The organism is Streptomyces sp. NPDC000941 (genome assembly GCF_053599555.1).
In genome coordinates, this window is the sequence record NZ_JBSFMM010000073.1 from 1 (window position 1) to 22,128 (window position 22,128).

The 22,128-nt window shown below is 72.3% G+C and carries 17 protein-coding genes and 1 pseudogene; 8 read left to right on the forward strand and 10 right to left on the reverse strand.

What is annotated here, in order from left to right; genetic code table 11:
• The coding region (locus tag ACWDSL_RS23460) for a putative T7SS-secreted protein (protein ID WP_450488369.1) at window positions 1–2,242 on the reverse strand (2,242 nt) is incomplete at its 3' end.
• Between the two features lie 206 nt (window positions 2,243–2,448).
• Here ACWDSL_RS23460 and ACWDSL_RS23465 point away from each other — a divergent pair.
• Together ACWDSL_RS23465 and ACWDSL_RS23470 are read left to right on the forward strand one after the other, a co-directional pair.
• Window positions 2,449–3,435, forward strand: a complete 987-nt coding sequence (locus tag ACWDSL_RS23465) for a hypothetical protein (protein WP_450488371.1) — start codon at window positions 2,449–2,451, stop codon at window positions 3,433–3,435.
• Window positions 3,436–3,456: 21 nt separating this feature from the next.
• A complete protein-coding gene (locus ACWDSL_RS23470; RefSeq protein ID WP_014181807.1) occupies window positions 3,457–3,762 on the forward strand; it encodes a hypothetical protein in 306 nt (101 codons plus the stop codon).
• A gap of 61 nt (window positions 3,763–3,823) precedes the next feature.
• Here the strand turns inward: ACWDSL_RS23470 and ACWDSL_RS23475 are convergent, their stop codons facing one another.
• From ACWDSL_RS23475 to ACWDSL_RS23495, 5 genes are all read right to left on the reverse strand, one after another.
• Entirely contained in the window at window positions 3,824–8,410 is a 4,587-nt protein-coding gene (locus ACWDSL_RS23475; protein ID WP_450488373.1) for an FtsK/SpoIIIE domain-containing protein, read from the reverse strand.
• A gap of 8 nt (window positions 8,411–8,418) precedes the next feature.
• Complete coding sequence (locus ACWDSL_RS23480; RefSeq protein WP_450488375.1) at window positions 8,419–9,933, reverse strand: hypothetical protein; 1,515 nt, start codon at window positions 9,931–9,933, stop codon at window positions 8,419–8,421.
• 110 nt (window positions 9,934–10,043) lie between these two features.
• Window positions 10,044–11,288 carry an MAB_1171c family putative transporter gene (locus tag ACWDSL_RS23485; RefSeq protein WP_450488377.1) on the reverse strand — a complete coding sequence of 415 codons (1,245 nt, stop codon included), beginning with the start codon at window positions 11,286–11,288 and terminating at the stop codon, window positions 10,044–10,046.
• Window positions 11,281–11,748 carry a hypothetical protein gene (locus tag ACWDSL_RS23490; protein WP_450488379.1) on the reverse strand — a complete coding sequence of 156 codons (468 nt, stop codon included), beginning with the start codon at window positions 11,746–11,748 and terminating at the stop codon, window positions 11,281–11,283. The genes ACWDSL_RS23485 and ACWDSL_RS23490 overlap by 8 nt, the downstream gene beginning before the upstream one ends.
• 68 nt (window positions 11,749–11,816) lie before the next feature.
• Window positions 11,817–12,341, reverse strand: coding sequence for a helix-turn-helix domain-containing protein (locus ACWDSL_RS23495; protein ID WP_450488381.1), 525 nt, complete (start codon window positions 12,339–12,341; stop codon window positions 11,817–11,819).
• Between the two features lie 425 nt (window positions 12,342–12,766).
• Here ACWDSL_RS23495 and ACWDSL_RS23500 point away from each other — a divergent pair, with 425 nt between their 5' ends.
• From ACWDSL_RS23500 to ACWDSL_RS23515, 4 genes and pseudogenes are all read left to right on the forward strand, one after another.
• Window positions 12,767–13,579 (forward strand): thioesterase II family protein, encoded by an 813-nt coding sequence (locus ACWDSL_RS23500; protein WP_450488383.1) that lies wholly within the window; start codon window positions 12,767–12,769, stop codon window positions 13,577–13,579.
• 88 nt (window positions 13,580–13,667) lie between these two features.
• The gene (locus ACWDSL_RS23505) at window positions 13,668–14,321 is read left to right on the forward strand and encodes a TetR/AcrR family transcriptional regulator (protein WP_450488385.1); all 654 of its coding nucleotides are present in this window, start codon (window positions 13,668–13,670) and stop codon (window positions 14,319–14,321) included.
• 194 nt (window positions 14,322–14,515) lie between these two features.
• Window positions 14,516–15,271, forward strand: coding sequence for an NPP1 family protein (locus ACWDSL_RS23510; RefSeq protein ID WP_450488387.1), 756 nt, complete (start codon window positions 14,516–14,518; stop codon window positions 15,269–15,271).
• A 138-nt stretch (window positions 15,272–15,409) separates the two neighbouring features.
• Window positions 15,410–15,709: pseudogene (locus ACWDSL_RS23515) on the forward strand (beta-L-arabinofuranosidase domain-containing protein); the annotation flags it as partial.
• A gap of 198 nt (window positions 15,710–15,907) precedes the next feature.
• Here the strand turns inward: ACWDSL_RS23515 and ACWDSL_RS23520 are convergent.
• Entirely contained in the window at window positions 15,908–16,357 is a 450-nt protein-coding gene (locus ACWDSL_RS23520) for a hypothetical protein (RefSeq protein WP_450488389.1), read from the reverse strand.
• Between the two features lie 180 nt (window positions 16,358–16,537).
• On the opposite strand from ACWDSL_RS23520, the gene ACWDSL_RS23525 reads away from it, so the two are divergent.
• Window positions 16,538–17,338 (forward strand): carbon-nitrogen hydrolase family protein, encoded by an 801-nt coding sequence (locus ACWDSL_RS23525; RefSeq protein ID WP_450488391.1) that lies wholly within the window; start codon window positions 16,538–16,540, stop codon window positions 17,336–17,338.
• A gap of 34 nt (window positions 17,339–17,372) precedes the next feature.
• Here the strand turns inward: ACWDSL_RS23525 and ACWDSL_RS23530 are convergent, their stop codons facing one another.
• Together ACWDSL_RS23530 and ACWDSL_RS23535 are read right to left on the reverse strand one after the other, a co-directional pair.
• Complete coding sequence (locus tag ACWDSL_RS23530; RefSeq protein ID WP_450488393.1) at window positions 17,373–18,692, reverse strand: SLC13 family permease; 1,320 nt, start codon at window positions 18,690–18,692, stop codon at window positions 17,373–17,375.
• Between the two features lie 145 nt (window positions 18,693–18,837).
• Window positions 18,838–19,992 (reverse strand): Gfo/Idh/MocA family protein, encoded by a 1,155-nt coding sequence (locus ACWDSL_RS23535; RefSeq protein WP_450488395.1) that lies wholly within the window; start codon window positions 19,990–19,992, stop codon window positions 18,838–18,840.
• A gap of 176 nt (window positions 19,993–20,168) precedes the next feature.
• Between ACWDSL_RS23535 and ACWDSL_RS23540 the strand changes: the two genes are divergently transcribed.
• The gene (locus ACWDSL_RS23540; protein WP_450488397.1) at window positions 20,169–21,185 is read left to right on the forward strand and encodes a LacI family DNA-binding transcriptional regulator; all 1,017 of its coding nucleotides are present in this window, start codon (window positions 20,169–20,171) and stop codon (window positions 21,183–21,185) included.
• Here the strand turns inward: ACWDSL_RS23540 and ACWDSL_RS23545 are convergent.
• On the reverse strand, window positions 21,182–22,120 hold the full coding sequence (locus ACWDSL_RS23545) for an EamA family transporter (RefSeq protein WP_450488399.1): 939 nt from the start codon (window positions 22,118–22,120) through the stop codon (window positions 21,182–21,184). The genes ACWDSL_RS23540 and ACWDSL_RS23545 overlap by 4 nt on opposite strands.
• Window positions 22,121–22,128 lie beyond the last annotated feature (8 nt).

Here is a 22,128-nt window from a genome sequence, read left to right on the forward strand (position 1 = left end):
CGCCAGGCGGCGCGCTCGCCGCGCCCGCAGGCGCGGGCGTGCCCGGCGCGGAGTTGCCGACGACACCCGCGGGCGGGGTCTCGGCCGAAACGCGGGCGACGCCGCCCTGCGGCGCCGCGGCCGCGGACGTACCCGGGGGCGCCGAGCCCTGCGCCACGCCCGCCGCCGCGCCCGAGTCCGCGTGCGCCGCCGCACCCGGGCCATGCGCTCCGGTGCCCACCGGCACGGCGTGCGCGCCCACGACCGCCGGGGCGCCCGGCGCGTGGCCGCCGACAACGCCCGGCGGCGGGGCGGCGGCGACACCCGGGGGCGGGGAAACAGCCGCCGCGCTCCCGTGCGCCACATTCGCCGGGGCCGCCGCTGCTCCGGCGGGCACCGGGGCGGTGCCCGCGACCGCGTGCGCGTCGACGGTCCGGGGGGCCGCGTCGCCGATCCGCAGGGTGATGCCGTCGCCCCGGATGGCGGTGACGGCGACATCCCCGTGGGCGAGGGCGTTCAGCTCAGGGAAGGTCAGATCGTTCAGCGCCTCGGCGTGTCCCACCGCGCCGCGGGCCATGGTGACGCCGTCGGACACCCCTCCGGCCGAGGCGACGCCGGGGACGGACCCTTGGCCGGTGTGGGACACCGCGGACGGGGTGTGGGCGTCGCGCAGCAGGTCGATGGCGGTGTTGCCGGGCAGCAGCAGATTGTTGTCCAGCCGCACCTGGCCTGCGGCGAAGTCCATCTGATGGAGTGTCTGGAGGCCCTGGCCGCCGGGCGCCGCGTGGGCGGCCGGGATGACCAGGCCGCCCGGGCTGGTGGTCATCCCGTGGGGCAGCGGCGCGGTGGTCAGGCCGTGGGACGCGCCGAGCCCCTGGGGCGTCAGGGCACCCAGGTTGACGGTGGGCAGCTCGGTCAGCGGGGTGAGCGGTACGGCTCCCAATGTGCCCGTACCGAGGCCGCCGAGGTGCAGGCCGCCACCCGGCAGAAACGCGCCGGGCGGCCGGATGAGCCCGGTGTGCGTCAGGGCGCCGGGGCCGGTCTGCACCGGGGGGATGCCGCGCAGGGCCGCGTCCGTACGTCCCGCGTTGGCCAGCAGGGCGTGCAACTCGGGCTGGGCGATGCCGAGGACGCGCTCGCCGAAGGCGAGCCGGGCGGCGCCGCCGATGCCGAGGACGCTGAGCTCGGTGAAGTTCAGCGGGAGGAGGGTGGCGGCGCCGAGCCGGGCGAGGCGCTGCAGATTGGCCAGGGAGTAGGCGCCGGCCTTGGCCCAGGCGCCGGTCGAGGAGGCAGTGACGCGTGCCCAGTCGCTGCCGATCGCGCCGATCGCGCTGTTCCAGCCGCCCTTCAGGGCGTTGCCGAAGCCCTTGCCCAGCGCGATGACATCGATCTTGACCAGCGGGGCGAGATGGGCGCCGATCACCATCGGGGCCACGACGATCTTGGGCAGGCCGGTGAGCGAGGAGAAGTGGCTGATCTGGCCGAAAAGGCCACGTCCCGCGCCGGTCAGACCGCCGACGACGCCCTTGAGGCCGTTGCCGAGGCCCTTGATGATGGCGCCGACGTTGATGGCCTTGGTGGTGGGGAAGAGCACGCCGAGGAAGGCCAGGCCGAGTTCGAGCCCGCTGGCCTTGCCCTGGCTGAAGTCCACGATGGTCTTGATGAGCAGGACGGCGTTCATGCCCCAGGCGATGATGCCGAGGATGCCGCCGGTGAAGACCGCGATCACCGAGATGATGATCGTCAGCCACTGGAACGCCTCCCAGAACAGATCGCAGTCGCTGACCGGCTGGACCATCATCGCGCCCGCGTCGTGGAGCTGACGGCGCAGTTCGCCCGCGGCGTTGGACACGTCGGTGCGGGCGTCCTCGGCGCGCTGGGTGAGCGACTGCCGCTGCGGATCGTCCTCGGGCAGCCCCTGGGCGGTGGAGAGCGCCTGGTCGGCCTCGCCCTGAGCGGTCTCGACGGCGGTCGCGTAGACGCGAAGGGCGTTCTCGGCCTTGCGGAAGGACTCCTCGACATGCCCGACGAAGTTGTACAGATGGCTGTCCACCATCTCGCGCAGCCGGTCGGCGGTGACGCCGATGAACCGCTGTCCGTCGCCCGCGGTGGTCTGCAGTTCACGCAGCCCGGTGTTGACGACCCCGGCGGAGGTCGCCAGGTCGCGCATGGTGTCGGCGATGGTGTTCAGCATGGCGGGGTCACCCGGGACCGGGTCACCGCCGAGACCGAGCGCGCTCCAGTCGCCGGGACGGGTCGGCACGCTGCTCCTCCCCCTTGACGGTCAGCTGTGGCACGGGCGCTTCACCGGTGGGCACCTACACTTGGGTAACGCACCGACGAGCGAAGACGGTTCATCGGAATGAACGGTACGTCAGACATGGTTGATTCCTGAACCGGACCACGCTTTTGGGCCGTTGGTCACGGTAGGGCAGTATGAGCCCGCAGCGAGCCGACCCAGGGGGGACCGTGCCTGACATCGTCGTCGATTACGAGCTGCTCAACCAGGTCGCGCAGAAGGCCAGCAGCCTCAAGGAGCAGGTCAAGCAGGCCCGGGAGAACAATCAGAACTACACCACCGAGCAGGTGGGCGGCGGCGTCTCCTATGCCATCCAGGCGTACTACGAGGTCTGGAAGGGCTCCTTCAAGCGCTCCGAGGAGAAGCTGGAGCAGCTTCACAACCTGTACGAGGGTGTCGCGCGAGGCTGGGCGGACTGGGACTTCCGGCTGGCCGGGGAGGCGAGCAAGCAGGAGGCGTCGCTGGCCGCGGATCTCTATCGCACGCAGAAGGAGATCTGGGACGACTGGCAGGAGGCGGTCGCCAAGGGGTACGTCGACCCGAACGATCCGCATGCGCCGAAGCCGCCGGGTGAGCGCGAGAGCCAGTGGAGCACCACCGACGGCCATGGCAACACCACCACCACGACCTATGAGTACGGCCCGGACGGCAAGCCCACCAAAATCACCACCACCATCACCACCAGCAGCGGGCTGACCTCCACCGACACCACCAACTACCACGCCGACGGCACGTACGACTCGACCGCCACCGATGTCTACGGCAACGTCACCAGCACCACCGGCAACTCGCAGACCACCGAATCGGGGGACCACAAGAACACCACGGACACCTTCTCCAGCACCACCAAGACCCCGGACGGCAAACAGTCCACCACCACCGGGACCACCACCTCGGACTACAACTCCTCCACCGGCCACCGGGACTCCACCACGACCTACACGACCACGGGGCCCGACGACGACGGCAACGAACAGACCGTGCACGGCACGACCACGTCCTCGCTCGATGTGAACGGCCATGAGGTGACCGAGACGATCGAGGTCCACGAGGACGGCAGCGGCACCCGCACGGTGGAGACGGACGGCCGCAAGGAGGAGTGGACCAGCGACCATGCGGACCAGAACTCCGGTTGGGTCCCGAAAGAAGACGACTAGACAAAGGCAGGAAACCACACCATGCCCGCAGGCAACATCAACCTCGACTACGCCGAGATCATGCGCGTTTCCGGGGTCATGAACCAGGCCGTCAACGACATCAACCCGCATCTGCTGTCCACCAAGACCTCGGTGGAGGGGCTGCTGGACAACGGCCTGTTCATGCAGCAGAGCAGCCCGGCGATGAAGGCCGCCTACGAGAAGCTGACGGCCTCGCTTCAGCAGGCGGTGGAGAGCATCAACAGCTTCGCCACCCAGTTCACCAAGATCAAGGAGTCCGTCGAGCAGATGGACAAGGACATCGCCGCCAGCACCAACAACGGCTGACCCGGCGCCCACCGGGCTCTCGCTTGACCGCGGAGCGGGAGCCCGGGTCGAACCGGTCCGGTCAGCCCATACCGTCCGACCGCAGCACCGTCTCCGGGACCAGCACCGACACCAGCGCGCCACTGACCGGGTCGACGGTCAGCCCGCGCCCCGGCACCGGCCGCCCGCGCAGCAGGTCGTACGGGACCCGCACCCCCAGCAGATCCCCCTCGCCGGGCGACTGCGGGGACAACAGCAGCCCCTTGCGGACCCGGCGGACCTGGCCGAGCCAGCCGATGCCGGCGGAGGTGAGGGTCTCGGCGGTGGCCGCCACCGCGAGCCCCTGGCCGCGGTCCCGGCCGGTGGAGGCGATCTCCCGCAGCACCGAGTCGGCGGACGGCATCTGGGCCAGCAGATCCGCGTCGTCCACCAGCACCACCGCGGGGCCTGCCTCGGCCTCCAGCGCCTGCCGCACCTCGTCCGCGCCCGGGTCGGGCGTCTCGATGACATGGGCCCGCGGATGCCTGCCCAGGCCCCGCAGCGGCGATTCGCGCGGGGTGAGCGCGACCACCCGGGCCCCGCCCGCGAGCAGCGACACCGCGAGGCTCGCCAGCGCCGTGGAACGGCCCGCGCCGGGCGGCCCGCTGATCATGAACGACGGGGCGTCCGCCGCGAAGTCCACCCCGACCGGGCCGAGGTCGTCGCCGCCCACCCCGAGCAGCCCCCACAGCGGGCGGCGCAAACCGGCGGGCACCTTCTCGTACGCGTCGGTGAACGTCACCCGCTTCGGCAGGCTCGCCACCTTCACCGGGCGCAGCGCGGCGGGCACCTCGAGGTCGCGGCGAGCGGCCTCGACACCGATCCGCCGCAGCGCTCCTGCCTGGTCGCGCCCGACGCCCACGGCGCTCAACATGGCCACCTGCACCTCGGTGGCGCTGCCGCCGCGCCAGCCGCGCCCCTGCGGTACGACGGCCGGGATCTGCTTGCTCGGGATCTGCGCCAGCATGTACTCGCTGCGGTCGGTCAGCCGCAGCAGCAGCCGCTCGTCGTTCAGCGACGCCACCTTGCCGGACAGCAGGGCGCGTTCGGAGGTGGCGATCACATGCAGGCCCATCGGGGCGCCCTCGCGGATCAGCGCGGTGAGCTCCTGCACCGGCCGTCCGCCGTCGTGGTCGCCGAGCAGCGCGGTCAGCGAGTCCCAGCCGTCGATGAGCAGCACCGTGTGGGCGGGGCGCTCGGCGGGCGGCAGGATGGAGCGCAGTTCGGCCAGGTTGGCCGCGCCGTGCGAGGTGAGCAGTTCCTGCCGGCGCCCCATCTCGGCGATGAGCCGCGCCAGCAGCCGGTTCAACCGCTCCAGGTCGGCCCGGGGCACCACCGCGCCGCAGTGCGGCAGATCGGTCAGCGCCGTCAGCGCGCCGCCCGCCGCGTCGATCCCGTAGAGGTGGACGTCGGCGCAGGAGTGACGGCGGGCCAGCGCGCCCGCGATGGTCCGCAGCGACTGGGAGCGGCCCGAGCGCGGCGTGCCGATGATGTAGAGGTGTCCGAAGCGGGAGAGGTCCAGCTCAAGCGGCTCCTGGCGCTGGGCGCCCGGCAGATCGGCCAGCGCCCAGGGCACCGGCACGAGCCCGCCGCCCGGCTGGTCGGGCCGGTCCGGAAGCTCCTCCAGGGTGATCGTCTGCGGCAGCGGGGGCAGCCACGGGCTGGGCTGCGCCGCGATGGCGAGCGAGGCCGCGGCTTCCTGTACGGACTCCACGAGCGCCGTCAGATCGGTGGGCACCTCATCGGCGTCCAGCAGCGGCAGTTCGTCCTCGGCCTCGTGCGCGGGGCCCGGCTCCACCGCCGTACGGCCCAGCAGCGACCAGGTCAGCTCGGCGGCCCAGACGGTGGCTTCGGGCGCCTCGGCCGGGGCGGGCCCGGGGGCCTCGTCCAGCCGCGGGGCGCCCACGAAGGCCGTCTGGAAGGGCAGCACCGAGCGGTGGCCGGTCCTGGCCAGGGCCCGGCCCGGGGTGGCGCCGGAGATCGTCACCGCGTCGTTGACCTCCAGTACGTCCTGGCTGTCCATCGCGTCGGTGACGCGCAGCGCGATCCGCAGATTGGTGTTGGCCCGGATGTCGGCGGTGATCACGCCGGCGGGCCGCTGCGTGGCCAGCAGCAGATGCAGGCCGAGGGAGCGGCCGCGCTGGGCGATGCCGACAAGACCGGGGATGAACTCCTGGACGTCGCGCGCCAGCGTCGCGAACTCGTCGATGACCAGCAGCAGCCGGGGCAGCGGCGGCAGCGCCGGATCGCGCCGCCGCATCGCCCGGTACTCGGCGTGGTCCTTCGCCCCGGCCTCCGCCAGCGCCCGCTCGCGGCGGACCAGTTCGGCGGTCAGCGAGGCCAGCGCCCGCTCCACCAGATGGCTGTCGAGGTCGGTGACCATGCCGAGCACATGCGGCAGCCGTACACAGTCCTTGAAGGCGCTGCCGCCCTTGTAGTCGATGAGCACGAACGTCATCTCGTCCGGCCGGTTCACCGCCGCGAGCGAGGCCACCAGGGTCTGCAGCAGCTCCGACTTACCGGCGCCCGTGGTGCCCGCGATCAGCCCGTGCGGGCCGTCCTTGACCAGGTCGAAGGTGACCGGTCCGGTGTAGCCGACGCCCAGCAGCGCCCCGGTGGACGCGGGCCGCTTGCCCCAGCGGCGGACCAGCTCCTCGGCCCTCGGCGGCTCCAGGTCCAGCAGCCCGAGCAGCCGCACCTGGTCCGGCAGCCCGTCCGAACCGTCGGGTGTGACGTCCCGTACGGCCGCCAGCGAGCGGGCGATCCGCTCGCCCCACTCGGTGTCCACCTGGTCGGGACGGATACCGGTCACATCGGCGCTGCCGGTGCGGCGCACCGTCAATTCACGGGCGCCCACCGCGCAGACCGTGACGCACTCCTCGGGGAGCATGCGCTCCTCCTGGTCCAGGCAGATCAGGAACACCCGTACCGACGGGCCCTCCTTGAGCACCTGGACCACACCGGGCACATCGCGCAGCCGCCGCGCCCCGTCGAGCACCACCACCAGATCCGGCTCGCTCAGCAGGGCACCGCTCATCGCGGAGTCCCGGGCGCGCATCCTCGACCGGATGGCCGCGACCAGTTCGGAGACCCGGTTGGCGACGGTCTCCGGGTCGTTGCCGACCGTCACCGACGGGCCGCCGGAGCGCGCCGCCGCCACCCCGCCGCGGCCCGGGCGGGCATGCGGCAGCCAGCGCATCCACTCCCAGGCGGACGCCCCCGCCATGTCCGTCAGCACGGTCACCCGTACGTCCCGGGGGCTGTGCAGAACCGCCGCCTGCGCCACCGCCCAGCGGGCCAGCGCCCGGGCCGCTTCCCGCTCCCCCGCGATGCCGACCACGCCGTCGGCGGTCAGATCCACCTGGACCGGCATGTCCGGGATCCGCCAGTTCACCGAGCGGTGGTTGTCCTCGCGGGAGCTGTCGTCGATGGTCAGCAGCGAGGACTGGGCGACCGTGCCCACCCGCAGCGCCAGGTGGTCCGGGTGGCCGCGGCGCCGCTCCCACAGCCTGGCCCCGGGACCGACCGCCCACAGCCCGGTGGTGGCCGGATCGGGCCCCGCGTCGGCCCTCAGCCGCCGCTCGCGGTCGACCTTCTCCCGTACGTCGGCCTCCAGTGAGGCGCGGCGCGCACGGTAACTCGCCACGCCGGCCTGGTACTCGCGCTTGCCGCTGCGGCGGGTGGTCACATAGTTCGCGATGGCCAGGAACGGGCTGAAGACCGCGAACATGAGGTAGAAGTACGACCCGAGGAACGTCACCATGGCGATGCCGAGGAACATCGGCGCCACCACCACCAGCACCGGGATCGACCGCCGCGACGGCGGGGTCGGCGGCGCGGGCAGCACAAACCGCTCCGGCGTCAGCGGCGGGATGATCCTCGGCGGCCGGTTGAAGTCCAGAAACCCGCCGTCGGCCGACACCGTCACCGCCGCGTCGGCCTCGGTGGGCTCCGCGACCCGCAGCAGGTACTCCCCGAAGACCAGCTCGCCGTCCAGCGGCCACTCCGTCCAGCCACGCGGCACCGCCTCATGCCGGTCGGCGTCCGGATCCGGCAGCGGGGGCCGCGGCGCGGGCGGCAGCGGGGCCGCGTCGGCGCGCGGCCGCTCCGGGGGCGGCTGGGGCACCGACAGCGCCACGGCGTGGCCCGCCTGACCGGTGTTCAGCAGCACACCGCCGTCGGGGCGGACCGTCACCCGGATCCCCGCGGACGGTACGTCGCGGCCCTCCAGCCGCACCGCGCTGCCGGGTTCGGGGCCCACCGTGTACGTACCGGGCCGCAGCAGCCATACCCGCCCCGCACCGCGCCCGCCCACAAGCTGCAGCTCGACCTGGGGACCGCGCGGCAGCCGCTCGCCGTCGGCGGACCGCGAGGGCGGCGGCAACTCCTCGCGCCCGGGCCCGTACGCGCCCCCGTCCCCGGGCGCCGGGGCACCGAGCCCCAGCCGGGCCCCGTCCCGCACCCCGGCAGCCGCCAGCGGCAGCTCGGCGGGCAGGGCCAGGTCCCCGAGGAACAGCTCGGCGCCCTGGGGGCCCGTGGCATGGCCCATCTCGGCCAGCCGGACGGCGACGGCCCGGGCAGTGGTGGTACCGCTCACATCGAGCATGACGTCGCTCTCGGCAACGCTCACAAAAAGTCTCACGGCTGCGAAGAAGTCCGTTCGTTTGTCGTGCCGGATGCGGCGGAGATGCCGCCGGACCGCGACGGCGGCACGGCGGGAGCAGGTTCGGCGAGATCGCCGTCGTCCCCGGAGTCTTCGGGGCCGGCCGGATCCGTCTCGGCGTTCTCGGACGGGGCGGCTGTTTCGGCCTTCCCGGCCTTCTCTTCTGCGGCCCCTCCGCCGGATGGGGTCACAGAGAAGAGCGGGGACGGGGCGGGGGCCGGTTCGCGAGCCGGGGCCGGCGCGGGGCTCGGGGCCGGGGCCGGGGCCGGGGCCGGCGCTGGGGCGGGCTCCGCGAAGTCCGCGTCGAAATCAGCTGCGTAATCGGCCGTGAAGTCGGCCGTGAAGTCGGCATCGGCGTAGGCCGGTTGGGCCGGAACCGCCCCGTCCCGCACCCCCTCGGCGCGCGCGTCCTGCGACGGCGCGGCCTCGGTACGGGGCCCGGGCACCGCGTCGGCCGGCACGGTGGCCCGCGCGGCCGGGCCCGGCCGCAGGACGGCGGTCCCGGCGGGCGGCTGCCGGCGGTCGCGGCGGATGGTGCGGGCGATGGCCCGAGGCAGGGCGGCGGACTCCAGATCGAGGTGGAGGCCGGGGGCCAGGAGGCGGCCGCCGGGCTCGGCGTGGAACGTCCAGGAGGCCCCGGGGACACGGCCGCCGACGAGGGCCCGGAGGCGGCCCGCGGCGCAGAGTTCGGAGATCCGGGCGGCCTGCTCCGGGGTCGGGGACCAGCACACGACGACCGGTGTCAGCGAGGACGCGGCGCACACGCCCTCGGAAAGGGGGGCGGAAACGGGGGCGGGTTGGGCGTCGAGGAGGGTGTCGAGGTCGGGGCCGGGGTGGCGGGGGTGTACACCGCGGGCCACCTGGACCGGCGGGCCGTCCGGCAGGTGGTCGATCTGGGCGGCCAGGGCGTGGAGCACACCGCGCGACGCGTGGGGGTCGCCCTCGACCGCGAGGGCGGCGGGGCCGCGCATCCAGTCCACGAGGACGGCACCGGGCTGCCGTCGGTCGACGCCGACGGCCAGCAGCATGCGTTCCGGGCCATCGGACGGGTCGACGGAGGCGGCCGGGGCCGACCAGGACCACTCCCCCGGTTCGGCGCTGGCCTTCTGCCAGGGCCCGGCGGGGGGCAGCGGATCGCGCCCGGCCACGACGACGCGGACCTGGTCGCGGGCCGGGCTCAGCTGCACCGCCAGGGCGTAACAGCCTTCATCGGTGGTGGAGTCGGCGTGGTCGAGCGCGGCGAGCGCCGTGCCGGGTGCGGCGGGGTCGGCGAGATAGCCGGAGAGGATCCGGGCCCAACGGCGGTGGCGGCTGAAGACGCGGAAGGGCTCGGCGAACGCCCGTCGCGTCATCCGCACTTCCCAGACGATACGGCGGCAGGTGGGCCGCAGGCCGCCCTGGGATCTGATCAACCGCGCTATCAGCCAGACCAGCAGGGTCAGAGCGGCGAGGAAGCCGAGGAGAATCAACCAGGAGGCGCGATCGGGCATGCCGAGAGCGAGCCGTGTGTACACCGGAACCTCACGCTGGGGGACGAGTCGGGGGGAACGAACGCGGATGGGATGTAACCGCTCCCACCATACGGCGCGTCAGGCGGAGTTCACTGTTCCGTCTCCGCGAGCACGCGTGCGACGAGGGGGCTGTCGAGCTGACGGGCGACGGCGACCAGATGGCGGCGTTCGGCCTGCGGTGGTACGTCGATGCCCGGCAGCCGCTCACAGGGCATGCCCGGGGGCCGCCCGGACCGCAGGGCTTCCAGAGCTCCCCTGATGCCCGCCGCCGCGGCCAGCGCGTCGTGTTCCGGCGCGTCGCGGCCCGGTGAGCCGAGGCCGTGTTCGTCGGTGAGGCGCCGCGCCGCGTTCACGATGTGCTGGGAGGTCCAGGGGCGCAGTGCGAGCTGTCCGTCGCGGATTTCATGCGCCCGGCGCAGGGTGTGGAACTCCCAGGCGGAGCCGGAGGGCGGACTGTGCAGGATGACGCCGGGGTCGGCCTGGGTGACGGTGGTCCACAGCGTCTCCAGGGCGTAGAAGTCACGTCGGCGCTGTCGCCGGGTGCGCAGCGCGGCACGGGTCCATCCGGTGGCCGTGATCACCCCGCCGAGGGAGGACAGCGCGGTGGCCACATGGGAGGACAGGACGTCCAGCGCGTGGGAGCCGAGCACCACGCCGAAAATCGCGATGAGTTTGCATACGCCGTAACTGCCGATGAATGTGCAGCCGATGACCAGGAGCCGCAGACTGCCCCGCAGGATCGGATCGTGAACATCCTTCAAACGTTGGCAGCACACGTACACCATCGACCACAGCGCCCATCCGAAGGCCGCCTGATACACCAGCAGAAAGGCGAACACGGGCGGGCGGTCGGCGAAGGCGGTGTCGAAGGTCAGGGGCTTTTCGCCCGCGGGCAGGTCGGCGGAGAGGAACAGCGCCCACATCACGGCGACGACGGCGCCATAGCGCGGCAGGACCCGGCGCAGGGCGCCGCGCATACCGATCCCCCGGTGCGGCCGACCACCTTTGCCGTCTCTGCCGCCTTTGCCGCCGACGAGCCGCCGTGGTGACCACAGCAGCGCCAGCGCGCGGAGGCAGCCGAAACACACGATGACCTGGGTGTAGCCGACGAGGGTCGCCAGATTGGAGATTTCGCTGGTCTCCCCGAGCCACCGGTAGACCGCCGGGGTGGCGGCGGTGAAGGCGGCGCCGCCGGCCAGGGCCCCCACGGCCATCAGCAGCAGGGCGGGGATCCGTTCGGCGGCCCAGGCCAGCGCCTTGTACCCGGCCAGCCCGTACATGACCGCGCTCACGGTGGTGTAGGCGAGGGTGTGAACGTCACCCGCCTCAGACATGGCGCCCCTCGCGGTGGACCAGCGACGGTGCGAGCCGGGCGGCCGGGCCGACCTCGGGCGCGAGGTTCAGCTGCTGGTACAGCAGCGTGCCGATGGTCTCGGCCTCGTGCTCGGCGGGGTCGTCGTAGTGGGACCGCCCTAACACCCGGCGCACCACGGCGGGGTCGATGGCGTCGTACCGGGGGAGGTGGCCGAGCAGCAGATGCGCCAGTTCATGGCAGACGACCAGCAGTTGATGGGCGCGGCTGGTGTGCATGGGGTAGTAGATACGGTCGTGCGTCAGGTACTGCTCGTACCGTCCGGTCGGCTCGCCGGGTACCACGTCCTGCTCGATCAGGCGCAGCGCCCGCTGGAAACGGGCCTCGTAGGCGGCGTGCAGCTCGGCGAGGGTCGGATGCGGCGGTAGCCCCAGGTCCTTCAACAAGGCCCGGACCCGGCGCCGTTCGGACCGCATGCCCACGCTGTCGTCCCTTCCTTCGGCGCGCTGTCAGGAGGCCGGTCCCCGCGGAGATTTCGGGCGGGGCCGAATCACCGTGGCTGTCCCTCGCGGCTCTTGTGCTGACGGGCGGCGCGGCGCAGCTGGTCCACCAGGGTGCAGACGGTCTCGCGCATGTCGTGGGGCAGTACGGCCACGCCCTCGGCGATCTGACGCACCTGGTCGTCGTCGAGCAGCCCGGCGTTCGCCGGTGTCGAACCGCCGACGAGCAGGGTCGAGCCGCCGGCGGCGCGGTTCAGTTGGCCGATGGGCTCCCCACGCCGCTCTTGTTCGATGGCCCGCAGGTGGCGCTCGACGTCGCGGGCGTAGGGGTCCTCGTCGGGGGAGAAGAAGTACTCCACGCGCACCCCGAACAAGGTGGCCAGCGCGACCGCCCGGTCGGCCCGGGGGACGGAGCGGCCGTTGCGCAGATTGCTGATCTGGCTCACGGACATCCCGACGGCTTCCGCGATCTCCCGCTCCGTGTACGGCCTGCCCAAGTCGGCCGGGTAGATGACCTCTTGCACGCGCTGGAAGCGTCGCGCGAAGCACTCTGCCGCGTCATGACGTCCTGACATCCGTGGACGCTCTCCGGGGTTGTGCTGAGGGGGCGACATAACCGTGGATCCTAAGCGAACCGTAAGGGGACCACTGCCAGTTCATCCGCGCCGGATCCAAAAAAACTGCGACCGACCGGCCCTGAATTGCCCGATATGGGGAAGATGTGTCCGAGGTCGGCTGAATTAGTTGACAGTGTCGACGGACGTATTACAGGATCTCCTCGCTCGCAACACACCCTGGGTTCAGCACAACTCCTGATCAAGTAGACCCGTTTTTTCGGTAAAGGAGTTTCCTTGACGCCGGACGAGCTCTTCCGCGGCCCGCGCCAAGAGAATTCACTGACTAGAAGCCTACGTTCCGGGAGTCCCGCGTCCATTAATGGCCGACCGTCGCACAGCCGGGCCCGGAAAAGCGGACAGCCACAGCAGACAGGGGGAATGGCATGCGTGTCAGGACGGTTGACGGTCACCTCCTGATCGGAGACCCCCGATCGCCGCTGAGGGTGCTCTTCTTCCACTACGCGGGCGCGACCGCGCTGTCCATGCTTCCGCTGGCGCGGGCCCTGCCGCCGGGCTGCGCCGCGGTCGCGTTCGAGCTGGACGGCCGGGGGGAGCTGACCGACGCTCCCCCGGTGCGCAGCTTCGACGACGCGGTGAAGCGGCTCCTCCCGGCGTTCCGCAGCTGGGTCGACCGGCCCGCCGTGGTGGTGGGGCACGGCCTGGGCGCCCTCCTCGCCCACGCCCTGGTCTCGGCGCTGCCCGGCGAACGGCGGGGCCACGTCAGGGACGTCGTACTGTCGGGGGCCCGGTCCCCGGCGACGACCGCGCGGCTGGCGGCGCATCCGCGCGCCCCGTTCCTGACCAGGACCCGGGAAGAGCTCGTCACGGAGCTGCGGCTCCACGGCGGCTGTCCCGCGGAACTGTTCGACTATCCGCATATGCTCGACGTCGCGGTCATGATGCTCGGCCAGGACCTGCACCTCCTGGATACGTACCGCGAACCGCCCGCCATGCCGGCGGGTGGCGGCACGGACTACCACGTGTGGTTCGGCCGTGACGACCCGAGCCTGTCCCCCGCGGAGCTGGAGCGGTGGCGGCTGAGCACACCGTCCTCGCCCCAGCCCCGGGACTTCGCCGGCGGCCATGTCTTCCTATGCCAGGAGCGGCCGCCGACCGTCGCCCTGCGCGAGCTGGTGAGCGGCCGGCTGGCCGCCGTCAACGGGGAGCCCCCGTCCCCGCGGTGCGGCGCCGCTTGAAGGCGTCAGCGAGGAATTTAAAGCAACTGCTTGACTCGGGCCACGGGGATGCGGTTGCCTGACCATGTGGCCGAGAAGGGTGGTGATCATGGCCGGCAGGACGGCAAGGGCGGAGCAGGTCAGCGCGACGAGGGAGCTGATCCTGACCGCGGCGGAGCGGCTGTTCGCCGAACGCGGGGTGTACGCGGTGTCCAACCGCCAGGTCAGCGAGGCTGCGGGACAGGGGAACAACGCCGCGGTCGGCTATCACTTCGGCACCAAGGCCGACCTGGTGCGCGCCATCGCGCGTAAACACTCCGAACAGGTCGAGCGGATCCGCACCCGGCTGCTGGCCGAGATCGGCGGCTCCGACGACATCCGCGACTGGGTGGCCTGCCTGGTGCGACCGATCCCCGAGCATCTGTCGGCCCTGGGCAGCCCGACGTGGTACGCGCGGTTCTGCGCTCAGGTGATGACCGATCCCGCGCTCCACGACATCATCGTCGAGGAGTCCCTGTCCTCCGGGTCGCTTCCGCAGGTCGTCGAAGGGGTGAACCGGCGCCTGCCCGATCTGCCCGCCGATATCCGCGCCGAGCGTGGCGCCATGGCGCGCGAGCTCATCCTGCACATCTGCGCCGAGCGGGAACGCGCCCTCGCCGAGAACACCCCGACGCCCCGCGCCACATGGCACGACACCGCCACCGGGCTGATCGACGCGATCGTCGGGATGTGGCTGGCCCCGGTCACACGCCCGGAGAGTTGAGGCCCGAGGAGCAGGTCGCCGCCATCGTCGCCGTCTGATCGACAACCAACTCCCACACACTCCACATTGGTTGACTCTTCACCCCGGCGCCATCTGTCGCCACTGACGTTGTCAGGGCAGGATCAGGAGGCTGACTGGAGCATGCCAACGCTGACCGGCCTGCCCCACACCCCCCGGTCCTTCAGGAGGACGCAGTGAAGAGTAGGTCGCGCATTCGCAAGGTCCCGCTCATCCTCGGCAGCGCCGTCGCGCTGGTCATCGCCTTTCCGGGCAGCGCGCTCGCCGACCCCCCGAAGGCGCTGCCCGGCAACGCGGACGGAACGGAGCAGACGTTCCAGCCGGCCTTCGACTACGACACGGACGGCTGCTACCCGACCCCCGCCATCGGACCCGACGGGACCCTCAACGGCGGCCTCAACCCGTCCGGGAACCCCAACGGACAGTGCCACGACCAGTCCGACCTCGACAACACCAACGGATACTCGCGCTACAAGTGCAACAACGGCTGGTGCGCGATCATTTACGGTCTCTACTTCGAGAAGGACCAGGCCACGATCGGCGGGCACCGCCACGACTGGGAACACGTCGTGGTGTGGGTGCAGAACAACCAGGCGCAGTACGTCTCCACCTCCGCCCACGGCAACTTCCAGATCCACAGCCGCGACCAGATGCAGTGGGACGGAACGCACCCGAAGGTCGTCTACCACAAGGACGGCCTGAGCACCCACGCCTTCCGCGCCGCGACCACCGGCGACGAACCGCCGGAGAACCACTACCACACCTGGCAGTTCCCCACCCTGGTCGGCTGGAACGGCTACCCCGCGGGGATCCGGGACAAGCTGAGCCAGGCCGACTTCGGCAGCGCCGTCTTCGGCCTCAAGGACGGCAACTTCAACGCCCATCTCGAGAAGGCCAAGCCGTCCGGGATTCCGTTCGACCCCAACGCCTGACGGGCGGGGCCGGGGGCGGGGCGGCGCGGGCCGCCGTACCGCCCCCGGCCACAGAGATCCCAGGGCCCCTGGAGCCATCGGCGCCGGCCCGGCGGTGTCCGCCGAGCCCGCCGGATCCGGCGGCATGTTCGGCTCCGCCGGGGCTACGACGTCGACCGGCTGCTCCAGGTCTTCCGCGCCAACGCGGGGCTCGATACGCGCGGCGCCATCGCGCCCGGCGGCTGGGAGGGTCTTGACGGCGAGGCGAACGGCAACCTCCGCGGCCACTACACCGGCCACTTCCTCACCATGCTCGCCCAGGCATACGGCAGCACCGGTGAGGAGGCGTACGCGGAGAAGATCCGCGCCATGGTCGGCGCCCTGATCGAGGTCCGCGACGCGCTGCGCGAGGAGCCGCGCGCACTCGGTGTGCCGGGCAGATTCGGCACCGCGGTGGAGCAGACCTCGAAGAGATCTGGGCCGCGGCCCCGTTCGCCACCAAGGCCGGACTCGTCCGGCATGTGGCGGCCACGGTGGACACGTGGGTGGCGGCCGGGCGGCTCGGCCGGGCCGAGGGCCAGGCCGTGGTGCGGACCGCGCGCGAGGCCTCGTACACGCCCTGACCTGCGGGGCGTACGCCGGCGAGGCTCCGCTCCACTATTTTCTGTGCCGGCACGGCTTTCTGTGGTGGCACGGCTTTCTGTGCCGACATGGCTTTCTGCGTCGGCAGGCCGCCGGGCACGGCCACGCCCACGCCTGGCGGTCGCTGAGGAATCCCAGGCCGATACCGAGCAGCCAGAAGTCCTTCGCGAGGGGGACTCCTTCGTCGGTGGGCAGCGGGTTGCCGTGCTGGTGGGTGCCGGGGGTGCGCAGATAGAACCCGACCAGCCCGCTGGCGAAAGCGGTCAGCCCGGCCCCGGCCAGGGCGGTGGGCACCAGGGGCGACAGGAGCGCCGCGCCCAGAGCGATCTCGGTGGAGGCCAGCAGCCTGGTGAATTGATGGGGCGAGATCCGGTTGGCTATGGGATAGGCGCCGGCGGCCATGCCGTGGAGCCCCTGCTCGGTCTGCTCGTCGGCGTGGAGCTTGCGCAGACCGGAGTTCAGCATGAACGCTCCGGTCGTGAGCCGAGGAGCGATGTGGTGGGGTCTCATCACGGGGTACATGGCCTTCTCCCTTCGCCGGAAAGCGAGTAACCGTCGGGTAACCCTGCTCACGAGGGGTATGCAGTTCCCCGCTCAGCCACAGCCCCCGCTCCCGCCCGCCCCCCACAGAGAGGCCCATGTCCCATGCGTATCGCCCTGAGCCAGCTCACCACCGGCCCGGAGCCCCGGCGGAACCTGGCCGCCCTGCGCGGGCAGGCACACCGCGCGGCGGAGGCCGGCGCCCGTCTCGTGGTGTTCCCCGAGGCGGCGATGGCCTGCTTCGGCACGCGGCTCGGCCCGCTCGCCGAGCCGCTGGACGGACCGTGGGCCACCGGGGTGCGGCAGCTCGCCAAGGATGCCGGTCTGGTGGTCGTGGCAGGGATGTTCACCCCGGCACCCGACGGCCGGGTGACCAACACCCTGCTGGTCACCGGCCCGGGCGTCGACACGTCGTACGACAAGATCCATCTGTATGACGCATTCGGCTTCACCGAGTCCAGGACCGTGGCCCCGGGCTCCAAGGTGGTGACCTTCGACCTCGACGGCCTCCGGATCGGCCTGGCCACCTGCTACGACGTACGCTTCCCCGAGCTGTTCCGGGCCCACGCCGACGCCGGCGCACATCTCTCCCTGCTGCCCGCCTCCTGGGGCGCGGGGCCCGGTAAACACGAGCAGTGGGAGCTGCTGATCCGGGCGCGGGCGCTGGACGCCACCGTCTGGCTGGCCGCCGCGGGCCAGGCCGACCCCGCGGCCACCGGCCTCGCGCCCGCGACCTCCGCCCCCACCGGCATCGGGCACAGCGCCCTCATCGGCCCCGACGGCACCGTACGGGAGCGGCTGGGGGCGGGACCGGGGCTGCTGGTGGGGGATGTGGACCCCGACGAGGTCGCCGCGGTGCGGCGCTCGGTGTCCGTCCTGGCCAACCGCAGGCTGGGCGTGTCCTGAGCGGGGCGGGACCCGGTCCGGGGGCGGAAGAGCCTCAGCCAAGACCCGGCGCCACCATGGCCAGCCAGGCCACGGCCGGGACCACCGCCACCACCACGCCCCCGTACACCATCAGCTGCCGGAAGAACCGGTCCCGGTCGACGTCGGGCGCGGCCGCGAGCACCAGGGCGCCGTTGGTTGAGAAGGGGCTGACGTCGACGACGGTGGCCGAGACCGAGAGGGCGGCCACCATCCCGACCGCTCCGATGTCGCCCTTGGCCAGGAAGGGGACCGCGAGCGGGATCAGCGCGCCCATGATGCCGACGGACGAGGCGAAAGCGGAGATGAGGGCGCCGATGTAGCAGAGCAGGAGGGCCGCGAGGAGGGGGACGCCGATATCGCTGACGGCCCGGCCCGCGTAGTCGATGGTCCCCATCTCCTGAAGCACACCGACATAGGTGAGCACCCCGCAGATCAGCAGCACCGTCGGCCAGGAGATCTCGTTGGCCGCCTTCTTGCCGTCCTTGGGCCAGAACAGGCTCAGCAGCGCGGCGAGCGTGATCGCGGCCAGGCCCGCGTCGAGGTCGAAGGCGAGAACGGCGACGACAAGGGCGACCAGCGCGAGGAGGGTCGCCACCCGGTCGGGGGTCAGGCCGGTCGCCGACCCCTCGGCGGGCGCGTCGGTGGACACCGGGCCGTCCCCGTCGGCCGGTGCGGACTCGACAGCGGCGGCGCCCGGGCCGGCCGACGGGGGTGCGGTGGCCGCGTGGCGCGGCAGCTTCAGGCCGCCGCAGACGACGAAGACGACGGCTGCGATGACCAGGTTGACCACCAGGCTGGCCAGGAAGAGTGTGATCTCATTGCCGGGCAGCTTCTCCCGTTCCACGATGCCGTTCACGATCGAGCCGTAGATGCTGATGGGCGAGAAGCCGCCGCCCTGGGCGCCGTGCACCACCATGGCGCCCATCAGCAGCGGGCTGATGTCGTACCGCGCGGCGAAGCTCAGCGCGATGGGGGCGACGATCGCGACCGCGGCCGGGCTCACCGCGCCGATCGCGGTGAGCACACCGGTGATCGCGAACATCACCCAGGGGATCAGCGCCACCCGCCCGCCCACGAGTCTGACGGCGGCGTGGACCAGCCACTCCGTGGTGCCGTTGGCCCGGGCGATGGCGAACAGATACGTCACACCCACGAGGACCACGAACAGGTCCCCGGGGAAGCCCGCGAAGATACCGTCCGCGTCGAGGTCGGCGACCAGCTCTCCCACGCCGAAGGCGGCCGCGAAGGACAGGGCGCCCATGTTGACGGAGCGGGTGGTGGCCAGCACGAAGACCGCCACCAGCACGATGATCGAGATGAGTTCGGGGGACAACCAGAGCTCCCGTCGCCAAGTGATCAGTGGCTGAATCACGGTGGGGCCAACGGTGCGTCAGAGTCAATAGATCGGCAAGCCCTTGCTCGCCGTGCATGGGACCGTGCCGCGCATACGGCCCCCGGCCGGGCGAACGGGTAAGCGCTCAGGCCGGGTTCACCCAGCCACCCCGCTCGGCGGACCGGGCCATGGCGTCCAGCGCGGCGGCGCTGCGGACGGCGTCGTCCAGGGTGGCTCCGTACGCCGTGCCCTCGGCGATGGAGCGCAGGAAGTGGTACGCCTCGATGACCTTGAGGTCGTCATAGCCCATGCTGTTGGCCGAGCCGGGCTGGAAGGCGGCGTACTCGCCGTGTCCGGGGCCGACGTACACGGTGCTGACGGGCTGGTCCTGATAGGCGGTGCCACGGCTGACGCCGAGTTCGCCCATGCGGCGGAAGTCCCAGAAGACCGCGCCCTTGGTGCCGTGGATCTCGAAGCCGTAGTTGTTCTGCTCGCCGACCGAGACCCGGCACGCCTCCAGCACACCCCGCGCACCGGAGGCGAAACGCAGCAGACAGGAGACGTAGTCCTCGTTCTCCACCGGGCCCAACTCGCCGCCGGCGGAGCGGGTGTGGCCGGCGGTGGCGCCGGTGGGGCGGGCTCGCTCGGGGACGAAGATCGCGGTGTCGGCGGCCAGCGACTCGATCTCGCCGAGCAGAAAGCGCGCCAGGTCCACGCCGTGCGAGGCCAGGTCGCCGAGCACCCCGCTGCCACCGCGCTCGCGCTCGTACCGCCAGGTCAGGGCACCTTCGGGGTGGGCGGCGTAGTCGCTGAACAGCCGGATGCGGACATGGGTGACGGCGCCGATCTCCCCGGCGTCGATCAGCTCGCGGGCGGCGGCGACGGCGGGCGCGTTGCGGTAGTTGAAGCCGACGGTGCCCTGGACACCGGCCTTGGCCACGGCGCCGGCGACCGCCCGGGCGCCCTCGGCGGTCAGGCCGACCGGCTTCTCGATCCAGATGTGCTTGCCCGCTTCGGCCATGGCGGTGCCGATCTCGCGGTGCAGGAAGTTGGGAGCGGCGATGCTCACGGCCTGGACCCGGGGGTCGGCGGCCACCTCCCGCCAGTCACGGGCCGCGGTGGCGAAGCCGTACCGCTCCGCGGCCTCCTCGGCGCGGCCGGGCACCTCGTCGGCGACGGCGATCAGTTCGGGCCGCACGGACAGCTGGGGGAAGTGGTGCGGCACGCGGGCGTACGCCTGGGTGTGCACCCGTCCCATCCAGCCGAATCCCACGACGGCGACGCCGAGCGTACTCACCATGACTGCTCTCCCATGACTGCCCTGCTCAGGACCGTGGCCTGCGCAGGACTCCGGCCTGCTTGGGACCGCATCCTTCTTTGGACCGGTCCACAACGTTCCCGGCCCACCCTGAGGGCCGTCTCCGCAGCTGTCAATCCCTTTGACAACCCGGCGCGCCTTATGGAACGGTCCAGAACATGAGACCACCGACGATCCGCGATGTCGCCGAACGGGCCGGAGTGTCGAAATCGCTGGTCTCCCTCGTACTGCGCGGCTCCGCCCAGGTGCGCCCGGAGAAGCGGCAGGCCGTGCTGGCCGCCGTCGAAGAGCTCGGCTACCGGCCCAACGCCGCCGCGCGCAGCCTCAGCGAGCGGCGCACCCGCACCGTCGGGGTGCTTCTGAACGACATGCGCAACCCCTGGTTCGTGGAGCTGCTGGACGGCCTCAACTCCCGGCTGCACGACTCCGGTCTGCGCATGCTGCTGGCCGACGGCCACCTCAACCGGCGGCTCGGCGAAGACCTCACCCGCACCTTCACGGAGCTGCGGGTCGACGGTCTGATCGCCGTCGGCACACTGCCGGCCCCCGAGGCGCTGCGCACCGCGGCCGGGCAGGTGCCCACGGTGGTGGCGGGCGCCCGTGAGCCCGTACTACCCGGGGTGGACATCGTGGCGGGCGACGACGAACACGGCGCCCGGCTGGCCACCGAACATCTCATCGGCCTCGGCCACCGGCGCATCGCGCATATCGCGGGGCAGGGGGCGGTCGGCGAGCTGCGCCGCCATGGCTTCGAGGCGGTGATGCGCGAGCACGGACTGGGCGCGACGGCGGCCGTGGAGCAGGGCGACCTGACCGAGGAGGGCGGCTACCGGGCCACGGTCCGGCTGCTCGGCGCCCGTGAACGGCCCACCGCCGTCTTCGCGTTCAACGACATAGCCGGTGTCGGCGCCCTGTCGGCTGCCGAAGAGCTCGGCCTGCGGGTGCCCCGCGACCTGTCCCTCGTCGGCTACGACAACACCTATCTCGCGCGGCTGCGCCATCTGTGGCTCACCACCGTGGACAACGCCAGCCATGAGGTCGGCCGCCGCGCCGCGCAGTGTCTGCTCGACCGGATCGCCGACCCCGCCCGCCCCGGCGAGACCGTCCTGACCGCCCCGGCCCTCGAGGTCCGCGGCACGACGGCGCGGTGCCCCGGCCCGCCCGTCTCCCTTTAGCGGCCGGCCGTCTGCTGGGGTGTGGCCTCCGCCCTGACCCGGCCCGCGATGCTGAGCGTGTTGGCCACCACGACGGCTCCCACTCCGGCCCATTCGATCCACCCCAGGCGCTGCCCGAGGACGATCCATCCGACCACGGCGGCGAGGACGGGGTTGACGCTCATGAAGAGCCCGAAGGCCGGTGCCGGTACGTGGCGCAGGGTGAACAGGTCCGCGAGATACGGCACGGCCGAGGAGAGGACTCCGGCCGCGACGGCGCAGCCGACGGCCGACGCGGTCGGCGGCTGCCTGATGGCGAGGACGATCCCGACGGGCAGGAACATCAGGGCGGAGAGCGTGGCGGCGGTCGCCGATCCCTGCGCGCCGGGGATGCGTCGGCCGACGGTGCGGTTGAGCAGGATGTAGGACGCCCAGCAGACGGCGGCCAGCAGGCCCAGGCCCATCCCGAAGTAGTCGGCGGAGGGCCGTGGGCGCATCAGGGTGATGACGCCGGCCGCGGCCAGCACCGCCCAGCAGGCGTCGGCGCGGCGGCGTGAGGCGGCCAGGGCGATGGCGAGCGGGCCGAGGAACTCCAGGGTCACCGCGAGTCCGAGGCCGATCCGGTCGATGGCGCTGTAGAGGGAGAGGTTCATGGTCCCGAACACCAGGGCCAGCAGCAGCACCGGCCACCATTGCCGCCAGGTGAAGCTGCGCGGCCGGGGGCGGCCGACGGCGATCAGGACGACGGCGGCGACGTATTGGCGTACCGCGACGACGCCGAGGGGGCCGAGCACGGGGAAGGCGAAGGACCCGGTGGCGGCGCCGATCTGGTTGGACAGGCCGCTGCCGATCATGGTGGCCACACCGGCCAGGCGTCCTCCCCCGGGCTCGGTGGCGGAGGCTGCCGGGACGGCCCGGTGGGCGGGGGCTGCCGCGCGTACGGATGCTGTTCGCATGCCCCGAT